Source organism: Amycolatopsis pittospori, assembly GCF_013870525.1.
Lineage (GTDB): Bacteria > Actinomycetota > Actinomycetes > Mycobacteriales > Pseudonocardiaceae > Amycolatopsis > Amycolatopsis pittospori.
The window spans coordinates 27,437-44,883 of the sequence record NZ_JACBXD010000065.1; the positions used below are offsets into that span (position 1 = coordinate 27,437).

The following is a 17,447-nucleotide window of genomic DNA, read 5'->3' on the forward strand; positions in this document are numbered from 1 at the left end:
GCCATGGGTATTCAGCAGGCTCTGATCACGATCGACTGTCTTCGGCCGCGCGAACTCGCCGGGTTCTGGACGAAGGCACTCGGCGTGGAGGTGGCGATGGATCTCGAGGGCGGGTACGTGGTGCTGCAGCCGGCCTCGGAGAACGCGACGGCGCTCGCCTTCCAGCAGGTGCCGGAGGAGCGCTCCGGGAAGAACCGGGTGCATGTGGATTTCTTGACCGAAGAGCGGGAGAAGGAGGTGGAAAGACTGGTCGGCCTCGGCGCCAGGGAGCTGTCGAAGCACGACGAGCCGGGCATCGCGTCGTGGACGGTGCTGGCCGATCCGGAGGGCAACGAGTTCTGCGTCGCGACCCACCAGGGTTAGGACCGGTCCCGCTGGTCAGAATGGCGGTATGAGCGAGCGAGCCGTCCTGCCCTGGTCCGACATCGAGCTGCCCGAAGGGCTGAGCGCCCGCCTGTACGACGGCACCGGCCCGCTGCCGGACGGCGATCTCGATGACGTCGAGGTCTACGTGCTGCCGTACGACACCGGGTCGGAGCCGCTGAAGCTGCTCGATCGGCTGCCGTCGCTGAAGCTCGTGCAGTCGCTTTCGGCCGGAGTGGAGAAGCTGCTCCCGCTGGTGCCGGCGGGGGTGAAGCTCGCCAACGGCCGCGGCCTGCACGACCTCAGCGTGGCGGAGCACGCGCTGGCGCTGATCCACGCGTCGCAGCGGGATCTGCCGCGCTGGTTCGCGCAACAGGCGACGGGCTCGTGGGAGCGCGAGCACACGCGCTCGCTGGCCGACAGCCGCGTGCTGCTGGTCGGCCACGGTTCGATCGGCCAGGCCATCGAGCGGCAACTACTCGCGGCCGAAGCGGTCGTGACCAGGGTGGCGAGCACCGCGCGGCCCGAGGACCGGGTGCACGGCGTCGGCGAACTGGCGGAGTTGCTGCCGTCGGCCGAAATCGTGGTGCTGATCCTGCCGGAGACGCCCGCGACCATGGGCCTGCTCGGCGCGGCGGAACTCGCCGCGCTGCCAGACGGTGCCCTGGTGGTGAACGTCGGCCGGGGTTCGGCGATCGACACCGCGGCCCTCACGGCCGAGACCGTCGCCGGGCGGCTGCGCGCCGCGCTGGACGTCGTCGATCCGGAACCGCTGCCGTCGGACCATCCACTGTGGACGGCGCCGGGCGTGGTCATCACACCGCATATCGCGGGCGGTTCGGCGTCGTTCCACCCGCGTGCGAAGCGGCTGGTCACCGACCAGCTGCGCCGGTTCGCCGCAGGTCAGGAGCCGGTGAACCTGGTCGGCTGAGTGCTCGCGTTCAGTGTGTCAGTGCCAGTGGGTGCGGTAGGCCAGCCAGTCGCGCATCCCCGCCGCGAGGCGGCGCTGTGCCGCGCGGACCCCGGTCGTCGCCGGTGGTTCCGGTAACCGTCCGGCCCGTTCGGCGTGCCCGGCCAGGGCGACACCGAACGCGGTGACCGCCCAGACCGGGATTCCGGCCAGCACGGGGCGCCGCCGCAGCAGACGATCGACGTCGGCGGGCTCGTGGCCGGCGTCGAGCAGGTACGGGACGAGCGCCACGAGGTCGAGCCAGCCCGCGCCGCGGGCCGGGTAGCGCCAGTTCGTGACGAGCACCCGGCCCGGCCCGGTCCGCACCAGGTATTCGGGCTGGATGTCGTTGTGCAGCAAGGTGTCCCCGGCCGCCCAGGGATGCCACGACGTCTCCAGCTGGACGAGCCTGTCGAGGTTGCGGACGGCCCAGGCGTCCAGATCGGCGGGCGGCTCCTTCGCCAGTTCGTGCCAGCCGCGCAGGAGCGGCCCGAGGTCGTCGAGCGCGTCCGGGACGTCGGGCAGCGGACAGGGCGTGAGCGTGCGCCCGAGCGCGCCGAAGGTGGCCAGGACCGCGGAGAGATCCGGTGATCCCGGCCGCAGGTTCGGCCTGGCACCGTCGAAGTCGGCGAACGCGAGCACCAGCCAGTCGCTGTCCACAAAGGACAACAGCTTCGGCGTGGGCGCCTCCACGGGCAGCCTTCGCGCGATGGCGGCCTCGGTCCGATAGCCGCCCGCTCGCGGGCTGCCCGCCGGGATCGCTTTCAGGAAGACCCAGCTATGGCCACGGTCGAGTTCGAGCCTCGCGGCGACACCGCCGTCGAATTCCGGGGTCTGCCACAGCGAACGGCGGACCACCGACCCGAGCTCACGCTCCACGGTGTCACGCGTCGCCGACGGCAGGTCATGCCAGCCGAGGCGTGCGGAAACCGGCAACGCCCTACCACCCCCGCGATCTCTCAGAGAAGATCGACTCTACCGAAAACCACTCTTTCGGGTGAGAACCGGTCAGGTCGGGATGGGCTTCACGTACCCGCCCCAGCGCTGATGCTCGCTGAACCCGACGCGCTCGTAGACGCCGAGAGCGTTGTGGGAGTTGTCCTGGTCGACGTTGAGCGAAGCCCGCTGGAAGCCCTTCGCCTTGGCCTGGGCGATCGCGTGCCCGAGCAGGGCGCCCGCGATCCCGCGGCCGCGGAGGGCGGCGTCGGTCGCGACGTGACTGACGTACAGGTCCTTCACGCCGGTAACGGCCGCGTCGGAGGCGAAGAACGCGCTCAGCACCATCGCGACGACCCTGTCGCGCTCCGGGCTCAGCAGCAGGAAGGACAGGTCCGGCTGGAAGTCCTTGCCGCCGACCACCAGATGCCGCCAAGCCTCCAGGGACTGGTCGGTGCTCCCCCAGTGATCCGCGAAGGTCTCATTGCGGGAGCGCAGGGTGAGCGCCTCGTACTTCTCCTCGTAGGTGACGAGCGGGAACTCTTCGGGCAGCGGCTTGGCCGGCGGGATCGACGCGAGGTCGGCCCGCATGTCGACGAACCACCGGGCGTGCTCGTAACCGGAGTTCAAGAGCACGTCGGTGAGCCAGCGCTGCTTGGTGTTGGCGGCGGCGTGCAGTTCCAACGGCGCGTCCGGGAAGGCTTTCGCGTGGACCTGCTTACCGGTCTCCTCGAACCACCCGGCGAGGTGCTCGGCGATCGCGTCGTCGCGGTACTCGGGATGCACGAGCGTCTCGACCCGCACCATATGCGCCGGATTCGCCGCGTCGCGGCGCCTGAGCAGACCGTAGGCGACCAGCGTGTCGCCGTCCCACGCGCTGGTGGTCGCGGTCGGCAGGTCGACGTTCGGCGAACCGATCTCCTCGGCGAGGTCCTCCGCGTTGTAATGCTCGTCGATCGGCTCGACACGCTCCGCCGCGGCGAAGGTGGCCGCCAACTGCGGCATGTCGTCCAAGGTCAGCGGGCGCCAGGTCAGGCTCATGCGGACGAGGCTAAGCCCGCGCCTCGGGGTGACGCATTCCATTTAGTTACGCTTCCGTTGTGCTCGTGCTGCTCCCCCCTTCCGAAACCAAGGCCGCCGGCGGCACCGGCGCGCCGCTGGACCTCGGCGCGCTGTCGTTCCCGGAACTGAACCCGACCCGGGCGAAGCTGGCCGACGCGCTGGCCGAACTGGCGGGCGACGTGCCGGCCAGTGTCGCCGCGCTCGGCATCACGCCGCGCCAAGCCGACGAGGTCGCCCGCAACGCCGAGCTGTGGACCTCGTCCACGATGCCCGCGCTGCGCCGCTACACCGGGGTGCTTTACGACGCGCTCGACATCAAGTCCTTCACCAAGGCGACGCTCGCGAAGGCCGAGAAGCGCCTCGCCGTCGCGTCGGCGCTGTTCGGCGTCGTCGCGGCCACCGACCCGATCCCCGCGTACCGGCTCTCCGGCGGGAACGCGCTGCCGTCGCTCGGGACGATCCGCAGCGTGTGGAAGCCCGTGCTCGAACCGGTGCTCCAGGGCATCGACGGGCTCGTCGTCGACCTGCGCTCGGGAACGTACTCGGCGCTGGCGAAGCTCCGGCCGGACGCGGTCACCGTGCGCGTCGTGACCGAGGACGCCAAGGGCAACCGCACGACGGTGAGCCACTTCAACAAGGCCTACAAGGGACGGCTGGCCGCCGAGCTGGTGAAGTCCCGCAGCGAACCGTCCACTGTGGAACAGCTGATCCGGGTGCTGTCGAAGGCGGGTCTCGACGTCGAACGCACCGGCGACCACAGTCTGGAACTGCTCACCGGCGACGGCGTGCATTAGTTCCGTACCCCTACGTGCCTCTTCCTCGGTTGTTCCGCCAGGTGCGGATGCGGAAAGTGATTTCCAGCCACCTGGAAAGGAACCACCGTGAACAGAAGACAACGGCTACTGGGGATCGCCACCGCCACCCTCGGCTGCCTCTCGGTCCTCCTGCCCGCGCCGGCGGCCGCCGCGAACCTGCCCGCCGTCACCCCGACGGACCAGGCGGTGGTCCCCGGTGGACTGCACACGAACTCCATCGGCGGCACCCCCGCCTCGGTCAAGGACCACCCGTTCATCATCGCGGGCCTGCGCCAAGGCGGGACGCGGCCGCAAGGCCAGACGTGCACCGGCTCGGTCGTCGCGCCACGCAAGATCCTGATCGCCGCGCACTGCAAGGCGGCCGAAGGCGAGAAGAGTTTCCTTTACGGGCTGGACGATCTCAACGCCGGCGGCGGGACGCGGATCGGTGTCGTCAGCTATGACATCCACCCGAAGTACGTCAACTTCGACCAGGGTTACGACGTCGCCGTCGTCACCACCGACGCCGACATCCCGGTGCCGGGCGGGCAGTACGCGAAGGTCGCGACGTCGGCCGACACGGAGCTGAACAAGCCGGGCAAGTCCGGGCTCGGGCTCGGCTACGGCAAGAAGAACCACAACGACAGTCCCGCGAACGTCGAACTCCACAAGTTCACGCTGCCGATCGTGCAGGGCAGCAGCTGCAACGGCGTCGGCGCGGGCTTCAAGGACGCCACGATGATCTGCAGCGGCTACAGCGACGGCCACGTCACGATCCTGCCGGGTGACAGCGGCGGACCGCTGATCGTGGACGGCAAGGTCGTCGGCGTCGCGTCGTGGAGCCGCAGCGATTTCAAGTGGTACAGCGTCTACGGCCGGCTCAACAACGACATGGGCGACTGGGTCAAGGAGAAGATCGGCACTCCGCAGAACCCGGAGACGTTCTCGCTCGCGGTGACGCCGTCCTCGCTCAAGGTCGAGCCGGGCAAATACGTTTCGGCCACGGTGACCAGCAAGCCCGGCAAGAACGGCGCGGAGAAGGTCGACCTGAGCGCGACCGGGCTTCCGGAAGGCGCGAAGGCCACCTTCCAGCCCGCGTCCATCAACTCGGGTGAGTCGGCAAAGGTGAGCATCGAGGTTCCCGCCGGAACGGCCGAAAAGGACTACACCGTCACGATTTCCGGCAAGGGCACCACCGACACGGCGACCGCGAACCTCACGCTGACCGTCGGCGCCGGCGGCCCGCAGCCTGGCAACCTCCAGGTGAGCGTCAGCCCCGGCAGCGGCACCACGCAGCCCGGTTTCTTCAGCAACGTCACGGTTTCCGCCACCGGCGGCACGGGGACGATCACGCTGTCGGCGTCCGGGCAGGGCCTGCCGTTCGCGCCGTTCTTCAACCCGAAGACGATCTCCAGCGGCGGTAGCTCGACCATGCAGGTGGTCGCGCCCTTCCAGCGCGGTACCTACCCGGTGACCGTCACCGCGACGGACTCGGCGGGCAAGACCTCCACCGCCACGTACACCCTGACAGTGCAGTAGTCACCCGAGTCCGCGAAGGCCTCCACCGTCACAGGTGGGGGCCTTCGCCTCGCCTGGGGGTCGTGAGTGATAAGGAGGGTTAGAACGACCCTTACCACTCACGACCCAGGCCACCATCAGGACCGAGAAAGCACAGCCATCGCGGCGTTGTGCCCAGGAATCCCCGAAACCCCACCGCCCCGGACGGCCCCGGCACCGCAGAGCAGCACCCGCTCGTGCGCCGTCTCGACACCCCACTGTCCGACCTGAGACTCGTCGGCCGCGTAGGGCCACGACAGATCCCGATGGAAGATGTGCCCCGCAGGCAACCCGAGTTCCGCTTCGAGGTCCAAGGGCGTCTTCGCCTCGATGCACAACCGTCCGTCCGGTGAACGCAGCACGCGGTCTTCGATCGGCTCGGCGAGCACACTATCCAAAGAGGACAACGTCGCCCGCAGCGCCTCCGAACGCGCGGCGTCGTTGCGGCCTTCGAAGAGCCGGGCCGGCATGTGCAGCCCGAACAACGTCAGGGTCTGCACCCCGGCGGCCCGTTCGGCCGGGCCGAGGATCGACGGGTCGGTCAGCGAATGGCAATAGATCTCGCACGGCGGCAGCGACGGGATCCGTCCCGAGGCGGCCTCCGCGTATGCCGTCGCCAGTTGCGAGTACCCCTCGTTGACGTGGAACGTGCCGCCGAACGCCTCGCGCGGATCGACGCTCGAATCCTTCAGCCGCGGCAGTCGCGACAGCACCATGTTCACCTTGAGCTGCGCGCCTTCCGGCGCCTCCGGCGGCTCGTCCCCCAGCAACCGCACGAGCGCCCGGGGCGCGACGTTCGCCAGCACGTGCCCGCCGCGCACGGCGAACTCGTCGTCACCGAGCCGATAACGCACCGAGCCGTCCGGATCGATCGCGAGCACTTCGGTGCCGGTCACCAACCGGGCCCCGGCCTCCCGCGCGGCGGCCGCGAGCGCGCCGGTCACGGCACCCATGCCGCCGACCGGGACGTCCCAGTCACCGGTCTCGTTACCGATCACGTGGTAGAGCAGGCACAGGTTCTGCCGGAAGTCGCCGGCGTCGGCGAAGGTACCGATCAGCGCGTCGGTCAGGACGACGCCGCGAACGGTGTCGTCGTCGAACATCCCGGTGACCGTTTCGGCGATCGGCCGTTCGAACAGCGTGTCCCACGCCTCCTGGTCGATACGTGACCGCAGTTCTTCCCTGGACATCAAGGGTTCCGTCAGTGTCGAGAACGTCCGTTCGGCGACCCGTGCGGTCATCGCGTAGAACCGCCGCCAGGCCTCGAAGTCCTTTGTGGACCCGGTGAGCCCCGCGAACGACGCCGAGGTCCGGCCGTCGTCGCCCGTGTCGACAAGGAGACCGCCGTCGCCGACGGGCGTATAAGACGACATCCGCCGCCGCCGGAGATCGAGGCCGAGCCCGAGATCCGCGATGATCTTCCGGGGCAACAGGCTCACCAGGTACGAGTACCGCGAAAGACGGACGTCGACGCCGGGGAAGGCGCGGAACGACACCGCCGCACCGCCGACCTCGTCGCGGCGTTCCAGCACCAGCACCGAACGGCCCGCCCTGGCCAGGTAGGCCGCCGCCACCAGGCCGTTGTGCCCGCCACCGACGATCACGGCGTCGACCACGTCATGCGTCTCCATCCAAGCCTCCCAGCGAAACGACAGTGCGCCGCGGTCATCGTGACCGCGGCGCACCGCCGTTCGCAAGGACTCAGAAGGTGATGGAGAAGCCCTCGATCGTCCCGCTGTCGAACCGGTAAACGTCACGGACCCGCAGTTTCCAGGTCCCGTTCGCCGATTCGGACGAGGCGTTCACCGTGTACGACGTGTGCACGCCGCTCGCCTCGCCGATCCCTCCCGCCTGCTTGAGACCGAATACCGCACCGCTCGGTCCGATCAGGTCGATCGCCAGGTCACCGGTGTAGGTGTGCGCGATGTCGACCTTGACGGGCAGCGTCGCCGACGCCTTCCCGTCGCAGCCTTCCTGCGTCACCGAACTGGTCACCGCGTCACCCGCGTCCGGAATGGACACCGGTGTCGTACTGGACTTCGCCCCGCACTTCGGGCCGGGGCCACCGCCGCCGATGAACGACACGTTCAGCAGCTTGTTGACCGTCCCGCTCGGCAGGCCCTTGAGCACGCCGTCCGAGGAGTTGTTCACCAGCGCGTCCCGCGTCTGCTGCGCGGTGGCGCCGGCATTCGCGGCCAGGTACAGCGCCGCCGCCCCGGCCACGTGCGGGGTCGCCATCGACGTCCCGCTCATGTTCGCGGAACCGCCGTTCGAGGTGGACAGCGACGTGATGTTGCTGCCAGGGGCGAAGATGTCCACACACGAACTGTGATTGGAGAACGAGGACTTGTTGTCGTTCTCGTCCGAGGCGCCGACCGTGATCGCCTCGGGGATGCGCGCGGGGCTGACGTTGCAGGCGTTCTGGTTCTCGTTGCCGGCCGCCACCACGTAGACGAAGCCCGCCGCGATGGACTTCTTGATGACGTCGTCGCCGAGCCCGACCTGGTCCATCCGCAGGCTCAGGTTCGCCACCGCCGGTTTGGTGCCGTTCGCGGTCAGCCATTCGGCCGCGTCGACGATGGCGGAGTCGGGACCGTTGCCCGAACAGTCGTTGCCCAGCACCTTCAGCCCGACGAGCTTGACCTGCTTCGCCACGCCGTAGGTCTTGCTGCCGATGGTGCCCGCGGTGTGACTGCCGTGCCCGTTGCAGTCCTTTCCGTTGCCGCCCACGAAGTCCTTGCCGATGGAGGCACGGCCTTCGTACTCCGGGTTCTCCGGGTTGATGCCGGTGTCGAGGTCGTACGCGGTCACGCCCTCGCCCGTGTTCGGGTACGTGAAGCTCTTGTCCCGCGGCAGGTTCTTCTGGTCGATCCGGTCCAGGCCCCAGGTGGGGTTGGTCTGGGTGCCGACGGCACGCGCGGTGCCGTCCTGGTAGACCGCCTTGACCGCGGGATCGGCCGCGAGCCGGCGGGCCTGCTGCTCCGACATGCCCTTGACCGAGAAGCCGCGCAGCACGTTCTTGTACGCCGAGCGGACCTCACCGCCGTAGCGGCCGGTCAGGGAGGCCGACGACTGCTCGACGGCCAGGGTGCCGACGTCGTGGAGCTCCACGATGTACTGATCCCCGTAGTGCTGATTCGCCTGCACGACAACGCCTTCCGCCTGCGCGGCGACGGCGTTGCCGGCGGCGAGCGAGGCCAGCGCGGTGGCCGCGAAGGCCACCACACCGGCCCGCACGCCGCGGCGCATCAGAGGCCTGCCACGTTCAGCAGCTTGTTGGTCGAACCGGAGCCCGGGCTCGTCACGACACCGCTGGTGGCGGCGCTCGCCAGACCGGAGGCCACGGCGGCCGGGTTGGCCGACGGGTGCGAGGTCAGGTAGATCGCGGCCGCGCCGGCGACGTGCGGGGTCGCCATCGAGGTGCCGCTCATCTGCTGGGTACCGCCACCGTTACGGGTCGAGGTGATGTTGGTGCCCGGCGCGAAGATGTCGGTGCAGCTGCCGTAGTTCGAGAACGTGGACCGGCGGTCGTCGCTCTGGGTGGCGTTGACGGTGATGGCCTCACGTACGCGGGCCGGGCTCGTGGAGCAGGCGTCCGTGTTGGAATTCCCCGAAGCCACCGTGTTGGTGATGCCCGCCGAGACGGCGCGGCGCACGGCGGAGTCCACTCCGGAATCGGCCGGTCCACCGAGGCTCATGGTGAGCACCGACGGGCCCTTGGCGTTCTTCACGACCCAGTCGATCCCGCTGATGATCTGCGAGTACTGGCCGCTGCCCTGGCAGTTCAGCACACGGACGGACACGATCTTGGCACCCTTGGCGACGCCGTAGGTGGCGCTGCCGACGGTGCCGGCGACGTGCGTGCCGTGCCCTTGGCAGTCACGGGCATCGCTGTCGTTGTCGATGAAGTCGTATCCGCTGGTCGCGCGGCCACCGAATTCGGCCTGCCGGTAGTCGACACCGGTGTCGAGGACGTAGACCGTGGCCCCGGCTCCGTCGTTCGGGTACGTGTACTTCTTGTCGAGCGGCAGGTTCTTCTGGTCGATCCGGTCCAGACCCCACGTCGGGTTGGTCTGGGTGCCGAGCATATGTGCGACGGCGTCCTGCTGGACGAAGTCCACGTTGGGGTCGGCGGCGAGCCGCTTGGCCTGGGCCTCGGTCATCTTCGCCGAGAAGCCGTTCAGCGCGGCGCTGTAGGTGGCCTTCACCTGACCGCCGTACTTCGCCGCGAGACCGGCGTCGCCGCTCTTCAACGAGACGATGTACCCGTCCGTGACGGCTCCCGGCACACCGGCGCCGCGGATCTGCCCCTCGGCGGCCGTGGCAGATCCGGCGAAGGCCAGCGAGGCCGCTACACAGGCCCCGGTGAGCACCGCACCCGCGATCCGGTGACGTCGAAGTTCTCCACGCATTTCCTGAGCTCCGTTCACTCGAACAGGTGGTTCGCGTCGGCGGGAATCCGGGCCGACGCCGTGACGAGCAGTCACGCTGGAATCACTTTCGGGTGGCGGTACCTGCACGAACAAGCGAGGCAACGGTCCGTAGGACTACGTATCTAATAGGGAAAATCACCATCCCTACGAAAGTTGTGTGACCGTCCGAGCGGGTTCCGTGAGTGCTGAACACGCGCTTAAGCTGCGTTCACTCGAACGGTGTTGTTCGTGAAGCGGGGGTGACCCGGCATGGTGATCGGTGGCTGCCGACGCAGGACGAGTTCTCCTGTTCTCGTCGGCCGTGATGTGGAACTACGGCGGATCCTCGACGGCGCGATGCGGTCGCCCGCGGTGATCATCCTCGAAGGTGAAGCCGGCGTGGGCAAGACCAGGCTCGCGACCGAACTACTGGCCTGCCCGGAACTGGGCGGACGGCCGGTCCTTTCCGGAAGCTGCCAGCCGCTGCGCGAACCCTTCCCGTACGGGGTCGTCTTCGACGCGCTCAAAGACGTCCGCCCGTCGGGCGAACTCAGCCCCGTGACCGGCGTACTCGGACCCTATCTGCCGGAACTCGCGGCCTTCCTCCCCGAGCCGCCGCCCCGGCTCGGCGACCCGAGGGCCGAACGGCACCGGCTCTTCCGCGCCGTCCGCGAACTGCTCGGCTCGCTGGGCCCGCACGTCCTCCTCATCGAAGACCTCCACTGGGCCGACGACGGATCGCGTCGTCTGCTGCGCTTCCTGATGACGGACCCGCCCACCGGGCTCACCCTTCTGCTCACCTACCGGCGCGAGGAGACGCCCGGCGGCATCCCGCTCGGCAGCGCCTACCGGCCCGCGCCCGGCACCGAACACGTGCACGTCACGCTCCGGCCGCTGGACCGCGACGGCGTCCAGGCGCTGGCGTCGGCCCTGCTCGGCGAGCCGAACGTGTCGGCGGAGTTCGCCGCGCGGCTGCACGAGCGGACCGCGGGGATCCCGTTCGTGGTCGAGGAGACCCTGCACGCGATCGGCGAGGTCGAAGGCGCGGTGCATGCCGACGGCATCACCGCGCGCCGCCTTCTCGACGCCGTCGAAGTCCCGGCGCTGTTGCGTGAGGCGACGGTCGAGCGGCTCGCCGCGCTGCCGCCCGCCGCCCGCCGGATCACCGAGGCCGCCGCCGTCCTCGGCACTCCGTCCACTTCGGAGTTGCTGTCCGCCGCGGCCGCGCTGACCCCGGAACGCGCGCACCGGGCACTGATCCTCGCGCTCGAACGCAATGTCCTGGTGGAGGCGGGCGAAGGTGAGTACGGCTTCCGGCACGCGCTCGCCCAGCAGGCCGTCTACCGCACCATCCCGGGCCCCGACCGGCAGGAACTGCATCGGCGAGCGGCCCGGTTGCTGCGCGATCGCCTCCCGCAGTCCCTCGTGCGGCTCGCCGAACACTGTCGCAAAGCCGGCGACCGGGCGGGCGCGCTGAAGTTCGGGGAGGCGGCCGCGGATCAGGCGTCCGCGGTCGGCGACCTCGCCACCGCGACGGACCTGCTCCGCACGCTGCTCGACGAACCGGGACTGCAACCGTCCGATGTGGACAGACTCGCGGTCAAGTTCAGTTCCGTGGCGTGCAACGGCCTCGGCCAGGCCGAGGTCATCCCGGCGCTGGAACGGCTGCTCACCGACGGCAGGCTGTCCGGACGGCTGAGCGGCGAGGTCCGGCTGGGACTCGGGCTGCTGCTGGTCCGCCAGGCGGGCGGACTGGAGGCGGCCCGGACGGAGATCGAGCTCGCCGTCAACGACCTTCCCGACCGCCCCGACCTCGCCGGACGCGGGATGGGCGTACTCGCCCAGCCGTGGGTCGGCGCGACCCCGCTGCGGGAGCACCGGCGGTGGATGGACCGCGTCGACGAGCTCGTCGAACGGGCCACCGACCGGCGGCTGCGGATCATCCTGATGGCGAACAACGTCGCGTCGCGGCTGCACATCGGCGACGCGCGGGGCTGGGACATGCTGGACCGGGTGCCCACCGGCGTCGGTTCGGCCGACGAACAGCGGCATCTGGCGCGGCTGCACTGCAACAGCGCCGACGCCTGCGCCTGGATCGGCCATCACCGGCGGGCCCGGAGCCTGCTGCGCAGTGGCATGCAACTGGCCGCCGACTGCGGGGCGCCGTACGTCGTCAGCACGGCCCGCACGACGGCGGTCCACACCGACTGGCTCACCGGGAACTGGGACGGGCTGGCCGAACGCGCCGACGCGCTGATCGACGAGTACCGGGACCTCCTGCCGGTGACCAGCGAACTGTGCCTGGTGCTGGGGCTGCTCGCCGCCGCACGCGGCGAATGGGACGAGGCCGCGGTCCGGTTCGCCGGGACCGCGGCGGACCAGCCCGAGAACGCGTTCACGCCGGTGGTGATCGCCGCGCACGCCGGGATGGCGGGCATGCTGCTGGCCCAGGATCTGGGCGAGGCCGCCGTCACGCAGGCGGAGAAGGGCCTGGATCTGTTGCGTGCCAAGGGTGTCTGGGCGTGGGGTGCCGATCTGGTGTCCGCCGCCGTCGACGCGTACTGCGTCACCGGGCGCGACGACGCCGCCCAGGCGTTGACCGACGAGTTCGAACGCGAGATCGGCGGACTCGACGCGCCCCTGACCCACGCGGCGCTGTCCGCGAGCCGCGGGCTCGTCGCGGCGTCGCGAGGGGACCACGCCGAGGCGATCGAGGCCTTCGAACAGGCACGGACTCGTTACGACGCCCTCCCTGCGCCGTATCACGCGGCGCTGGTCGCCGAACGGGCCGCGCGCTGTCGTCTCGCCGGGAACGAGGACGTCGCCGAGACGTTCGCCGCCCTCGCGGAGACGTTCGACCAGCTGGGCGCCACTCGCGACGCGGCCCGCTGCCGCCACGCGTTCCGGTCCACCGGCGCCGTCGCGCCCTCGCGACGCGGCCGCCGCGGCTACGGAGACGAGCTCTCGCCACGCGAGCGCGACGTCGCCAGGCTGCTCGCCGCCGGACATACGAACCGGGAGATCGCCGAGGTGCTGTTCCTTTCCCGGCGCACGGTGGAACAACACGTCGCGAGCGTGCTGCGGAAGCTGAAGGTCCGGTCCCGAAGTGAGCTGGCGGGGCTGCGTTCGGCGTAGGGAGCCAAACGTGCCGTACGCGGGGCGCGGCAACGGCGACCTTGCTCGATGCCGGGTCTCGCGGCCGTGTTGCGAAAGCCACTTTCGCAACCTTCAACGTTGCGAAAGTGGCTTTCGCAACCCCTCCCTGGCACCTTTGCCCGCCCCACCAAGAGAACCCGAATCGCCACTCACGGCCCCCCGATTAATTCGGTTGCGGACGCCCGGCGGTGTCCGAGATGATCGTGCGCGATCCGGCAGGGCGCCGGTGGATGCGACAGGGAGGTGCGTCGTGCAGATGACTGTCCGGGGCGTTGGCCGCCCCCATCCACTCGCCCCTCGCGGCTGAGCCACGACGCTCGCCCGGTGGGGCACCCCTGACTAGGAGAACCCACCAGTGCGCAAGCACGATCTCGAAGAAGACCACGCTTTCGAAAGCACGCGTCCGAGCCGTACCCGTCGCGCCCGTTTCGACGACGAGCCCGAACCCACGCGCAGCGGACGGCTCACCGAAGACGAACGTGTCCGGCTCGCCCGGCTGCGTGAAGACGCCTACACCGAAACCGCCATCCCGGGCGGCGGTGACCGCTGGAGCACCTGGGGCGACGCCGAGCACGGCCCGCATCCGCGGCCGGACTGGGTGATCACCGAACTGGCGGCGGTGGACATCGAACTCGGCATCCTCAAGACCGGCAAGGAGGCCGACGTCCACCTCGTCCGCCGCGGCCTGCCCGACACCCCGGGCACGGTGCTGGCCGCCAAGCGGTACCGCAGCGGCGAGCACCGGCTGTTCCACCGCGACGCCGGGTATCTCGAAGGCAGGCGGATGCGGCGTTCGCGGGAGATGCGGGCCATGGAGGCGCGCAGCAGCTTCGGCCGCAACCTCATCGCCGAACAGTGGGCGGTGGCGGAGTTCGCCGCGCTGAGCAGGCTCTGGACGGTCGGCGCTCCGGTGCCGTACCCGGTGCAGCGTGACGGCACCGAGTTGCTGCTGGAGTTCCTCGGCGACGGTGAGACCGCCGCGCCACGGCTGGCGCAGGTCCGTCCCGAACCGGAACACCTGCGGGAACTGTGGTTCCAGACGTCGGCGATGCTGGAGCTGCTGGCGTCACAGGGGCTCGCGCACGGCGACCTCTCGGCGTACAACCTGCTCGTCCACAACGGGCAGATCATGGTGATCGATCTGCCGCAGGTGGTCGACATCGTCGCCAATCCGGGCGGGCTCGAGTTCCTCACGCGGGACGTGCGGAACATCGCGAACTGGTTCCACTCGCGTGGGCTGCCGGAGCGATTGACCGCGGTTCCGGAACTGATCGAGGAGCTGAAGGAGATCGCGGGTCTCCGCTGACGTGTCATAAGGGGTCCCCACGGATCGAAACCGGTCCCATGGGGACCCCTTGTGACACTCGCGCTTCGAGACACCTGAAAGCCCTTTCCGACCTGCTCCGCGATGCTCTACCCTTATTACTGGGAGCGCTCCCATACCTACGGCCGCCGCGGACCGGCGGCCATGTCCGCATGGGAGAAGGGCGAAGCCGACGTGACGAAACAACGAAGTACCGTCCTGGCAGTCGTGACCCTGCTACTGGCGAGCGTGCTCGCGGTGGTGCTGAACACCGGCACCGCCGCGGCGCACGGCGCGATGATGAAACCGGGCAGCCGCACGTTCCTCTGCTGGAAGGACGGCCTGTCCCCGACCGGCGAGATCGTCCCGCACAATCCCGCCTGCTCCGCCGCCGTCCGGACGAGCGGCGCGAACTCGCTCTACAACTGGTTCGCCGTCCTGCGTTCCGACGGCGCCGGGCGCACCCGCGGCTTCATCCCCGACGGCCGGCTGTGCTCGGGCGGCAATCCCGGGTACGCCGGATTCGACGACGTCGGCGACTGGCCGCTCACCCATCTGACGGCCGGTGCGACGTTCGACTTCTCCTACAACGCGTGGGCCGCGCATCCGGGCTGGTTCTACACCTACGTCACCAAGGACGGCTGGGATCCGAACCGTCCGCTGCGCTGGGACGATCTGGAGGATCAGCCGTTCCTCACCGTGGACCATCCGCCGGTGACCGGCGCCGTCGGCACCGTCGACGGCCAGTACAAGTGGAGCGGCGCGCTGCCCACGAACAAGACCGGGCGGCACGTCGTCTACTCGGTGTGGAAACGCTCCGACAGCGCCGAGACGTTCTACGGCTGCTCCGACGTCGTCTTCGACGGCGGCAACGGTGAAGTGACCGGCATCAACGCCCCGGGCACGCCGCCGTCATCGACAACGCCGACAACGCCGACGTCGCCGCCGTCCGGCGGTGGCTCGTGCATGGCGATGTTCGCCGTCACGAATTCCTGGTCCGGCGGATATCAGGCGACCGTCACGATCATGAATCACAGCAAGGCCGCGTACGGCGGCTGGCTCGCCGGCTGGACGCTGCCCGCCGGCCAGACGATCGCCGGCCTGTGGAACGGCACGCTGAGCCAATCGGGGAACGTGGTCAATGTCCGCAACGCCGCGTGGAACGGCGCGATCGCGCCCGACGGGGAGACGACGTTCGGTCTCGTCGTCGACTCACCGGGCACGAATCCCGTGCAGCCAACGGTGACCTGTCAGGGCGACTGACCGTCCACAGTGTTATGAAAGGGTCTTTCAAGACGGATCGTGTCTTGAAAGACCCTTTCATGACACGCGGTGGCGGCCTCGTAGTGGAGACCCTGCCCACAATCGGTCCCTCCGAGTGGGTGCCCGGATAACGGTCCGGTACAGTAGTCCTAGACCGCAATCGGCGGCGTGGATGAGTGGTGTCCGTCGCCTCCAAAGCCAACCGAATGGCTCGCGGTATCCGTATCAACCAATTGGCGCGCGGTGTCACGCAGACGCGGTGTGCCGGGTTCGTCCCTGTGAACGCCCATCTGTGCACACCATCTTGCCCTGCCTGCGCGCGGGCAGCCCGGGCCTCCTTGTGACGTGCCACGTCCGAGAGGCATTTGTGACAGTCACGTTCAACTCCGGCCACACCTCACCGTCGGCGCGTCAGCACCGCAAGCCGCGCACCCGCCCCACGGGTGACGCGATGCTTCGCGACGACGCCGTCGAGACGGTCAAGGCCCAGACCTGGGCGGAGCTCGGCCTTCCCGAGCCGCTGCTGCGGGCACTGGCCGACGCCGGTATCACCACCCCGTTCCCGATCCAGTCGGCGACCATCCCCGACGCGCTCGCCGGCCGCGACGTCCTCGGCCGCGCGCAGACCGGTTCCGGCAAGACCCTGGCCTTCGGCCTGGCGATGCTGACCCGGCTCAACGGCGGCCGTGCGCGTCCGAAGCACCCCCGCGCGCTGATCCTGGTCCCGACCCGCGAGCTGGCCATGCAGGTCGCCGACTCGCTGACCCCGCTGGCCAAGTCCCTCGGCCTGTGGTGCCGCACCGCCGTCGGCGGCATGGCCTTCACCCGTCAGGCCGACGCGCTTTCCCGCGGCGTCGACCTGCTGATCGCCACCCCCGGCCGGCTGTCGGACCACGTCCGCCAGGGCACCGCGTCGCTGTCGGACGTCAACTTCATCGCCCTCGACGAGGCCGACCAGATGGCCGACATGGGCTTCATGCCGCAGGTCCGCGAGATCCTCGACCTGACCCCGGCCCGTGGCCAGCGTCTGCTGTTCTCGGCGACCCTCGACGGTGACGTCGACCGCCTGGTCCGCGCCTACCTGACCGACCCGGTCACGCACTCGGTCGCCCCGTCGACCGCGAGCGTCACCACCATGGACCACCACGTGTTCCAGGTGTCGCACCAGGACAAGCAGGACATCATCACCGAGATCGGCGCCCGCGAGGGCCGCACGATCATGTTCGTCCGCACCAAGCACCACGTGGACCGCCTCACCGAGCGCCTGCGCGAGAAGGGCGTCCACGCGGCGGCCCTGCACGGCGGCAAGACCCAGGGGCAGCGCAACCGGGTCCTCGCGGACTTCAAGGAGGGCCACGCCCCGGTCCTCGTCGCCACGGACGTCGCCGCGCGCGGTATCCACGTCGACGACATCTCGCTGGTGCTGCACGTCGACCCCGCCGCCGACCACAAGGACTACCTGCACCGCGCCGGTCGCACCGCGCGCGCCGGGGCGTCCGGTGTCGTGGTCACGCTGGTCACGCACGACCAGCGCCGCATGGTGCGCCGGATGACCGACCGCGCCGGTGTCCGCGCCGAGCAGACCACGGTCCGCCCGGGCGACGCCGAGCTCGCTCGCATCACCGGTGCGCAGCAGCCCAGCGGCGAGCCGG

General features: G+C 69.7%; 13 protein-coding genes. 8 read left to right on the forward strand and 5 right to left on the reverse strand.

The window, feature by feature from the left end:
- Positions 1 to 3: 3 nt before the first annotated feature.
- A complete protein-coding gene (locus tag H5J31_RS28940; protein ID WP_181775819.1) occupies positions 4 to 363 on the forward strand; it encodes a VOC family protein in 360 nt (119 codons plus the stop codon).
- Positions 364 to 391: 28 nt separating this feature from the next.
- The gene (locus H5J31_RS28945) at positions 392 to 1,294 is read left to right on the forward strand and encodes a 2-hydroxyacid dehydrogenase (protein WP_181775820.1); all 903 of its coding nucleotides are present in this window, start codon (positions 392 to 394) and stop codon (positions 1,292 to 1,294) included.
- 18 nt (positions 1,295 to 1,312) lie between these two features.
- Here the strand turns inward: H5J31_RS28945 and H5J31_RS28950 are convergent, their stop codons facing one another.
- Positions 1,313 to 2,248: a phosphotransferase family protein gene (locus H5J31_RS28950; RefSeq protein WP_181775821.1), complete on the reverse strand. Its 936-nt coding sequence runs from the start codon at positions 2,246 to 2,248 to the stop codon at positions 1,313 to 1,315.
- 72 nt (positions 2,249 to 2,320) lie between these two features.
- Positions 2,321 to 3,289: a GNAT family N-acetyltransferase gene (locus tag H5J31_RS28955; RefSeq protein ID WP_181775822.1), complete on the reverse strand. Its 969-nt coding sequence runs from the start codon at positions 3,287 to 3,289 to the stop codon at positions 2,321 to 2,323.
- Positions 3,290 to 3,348: 59 nt separating this feature from the next.
- Between H5J31_RS28955 and yaaA the strand changes: the two genes are divergently transcribed.
- Together yaaA and H5J31_RS28965 are read left to right on the forward strand one after the other, a co-directional pair.
- Positions 3,349 to 4,104, forward strand: coding sequence for a peroxide stress protein YaaA (gene yaaA / locus H5J31_RS28960; protein WP_181775823.1), 756 nt, complete (start codon positions 3,349 to 3,351; stop codon positions 4,102 to 4,104).
- Positions 4,105 to 4,191: 87 nt separating this feature from the next.
- The gene (locus H5J31_RS28965) at positions 4,192 to 5,643 is read left to right on the forward strand and encodes a trypsin-like serine protease (protein WP_181775824.1); all 1,452 of its coding nucleotides are present in this window, start codon (positions 4,192 to 4,194) and stop codon (positions 5,641 to 5,643) included.
- A gap of 116 nt (positions 5,644 to 5,759) precedes the next feature.
- Here H5J31_RS28965 and H5J31_RS28970 read toward each other — a convergent pair whose 3' ends face one another.
- The 3 genes from H5J31_RS28970 to H5J31_RS28980 form a co-directional block, all read right to left on the reverse strand.
- Positions 5,760 to 7,292, reverse strand: a complete 1,533-nt coding sequence (locus H5J31_RS28970) for a phytoene desaturase family protein (protein WP_181775825.1) — start codon at positions 7,290 to 7,292, stop codon at positions 5,760 to 5,762.
- 70 nt (positions 7,293 to 7,362) lie between these two features.
- The gene (locus tag H5J31_RS28975; protein WP_181775826.1) at positions 7,363 to 8,910 is read right to left on the reverse strand and encodes a S8 family peptidase; all 1,548 of its coding nucleotides are present in this window, start codon (positions 8,908 to 8,910) and stop codon (positions 7,363 to 7,365) included.
- Positions 8,910 to 10,073 (reverse strand): S8 family peptidase, encoded by a 1,164-nt coding sequence (locus H5J31_RS28980; protein ID WP_181775827.1) that lies wholly within the window; start codon positions 10,071 to 10,073, stop codon positions 8,910 to 8,912. The genes H5J31_RS28975 and H5J31_RS28980 overlap by 1 nt, the downstream gene beginning before the upstream one ends.
- Positions 10,074 to 10,343: 270 nt before the next feature.
- Between H5J31_RS28980 and H5J31_RS28985 the strand changes: the two genes are divergently transcribed.
- From H5J31_RS28985 to H5J31_RS29000, 4 genes are all read left to right on the forward strand, one after another.
- A complete protein-coding gene (locus H5J31_RS28985) occupies positions 10,344 to 13,208 on the forward strand; it encodes an ATP-binding protein (RefSeq protein WP_181775828.1) in 2,865 nt (954 codons plus the stop codon).
- A 376-nt stretch (positions 13,209 to 13,584) separates the two neighbouring features.
- Positions 13,585 to 14,535: a serine protein kinase RIO gene (locus H5J31_RS28990; RefSeq protein ID WP_181775829.1), complete on the forward strand. Its 951-nt coding sequence runs from the start codon at positions 13,585 to 13,587 to the stop codon at positions 14,533 to 14,535.
- A 225-nt stretch (positions 14,536 to 14,760) separates the two neighbouring features.
- Positions 14,761 to 15,795 carry a lytic polysaccharide monooxygenase auxiliary activity family 9 protein gene (locus tag H5J31_RS28995; RefSeq protein ID WP_328701642.1) on the forward strand — a complete coding sequence of 345 codons (1,035 nt, stop codon included), beginning with the start codon at positions 14,761 to 14,763 and terminating at the stop codon, positions 15,793 to 15,795.
- Positions 15,796 to 16,162: 367 nt separating this feature from the next.
- A partial coding sequence (locus tag H5J31_RS29000) for a DEAD/DEAH box helicase (RefSeq protein WP_181775831.1) occupies positions 16,163 to 17,447 on the forward strand: 1,285 nt, incomplete at its 3' end.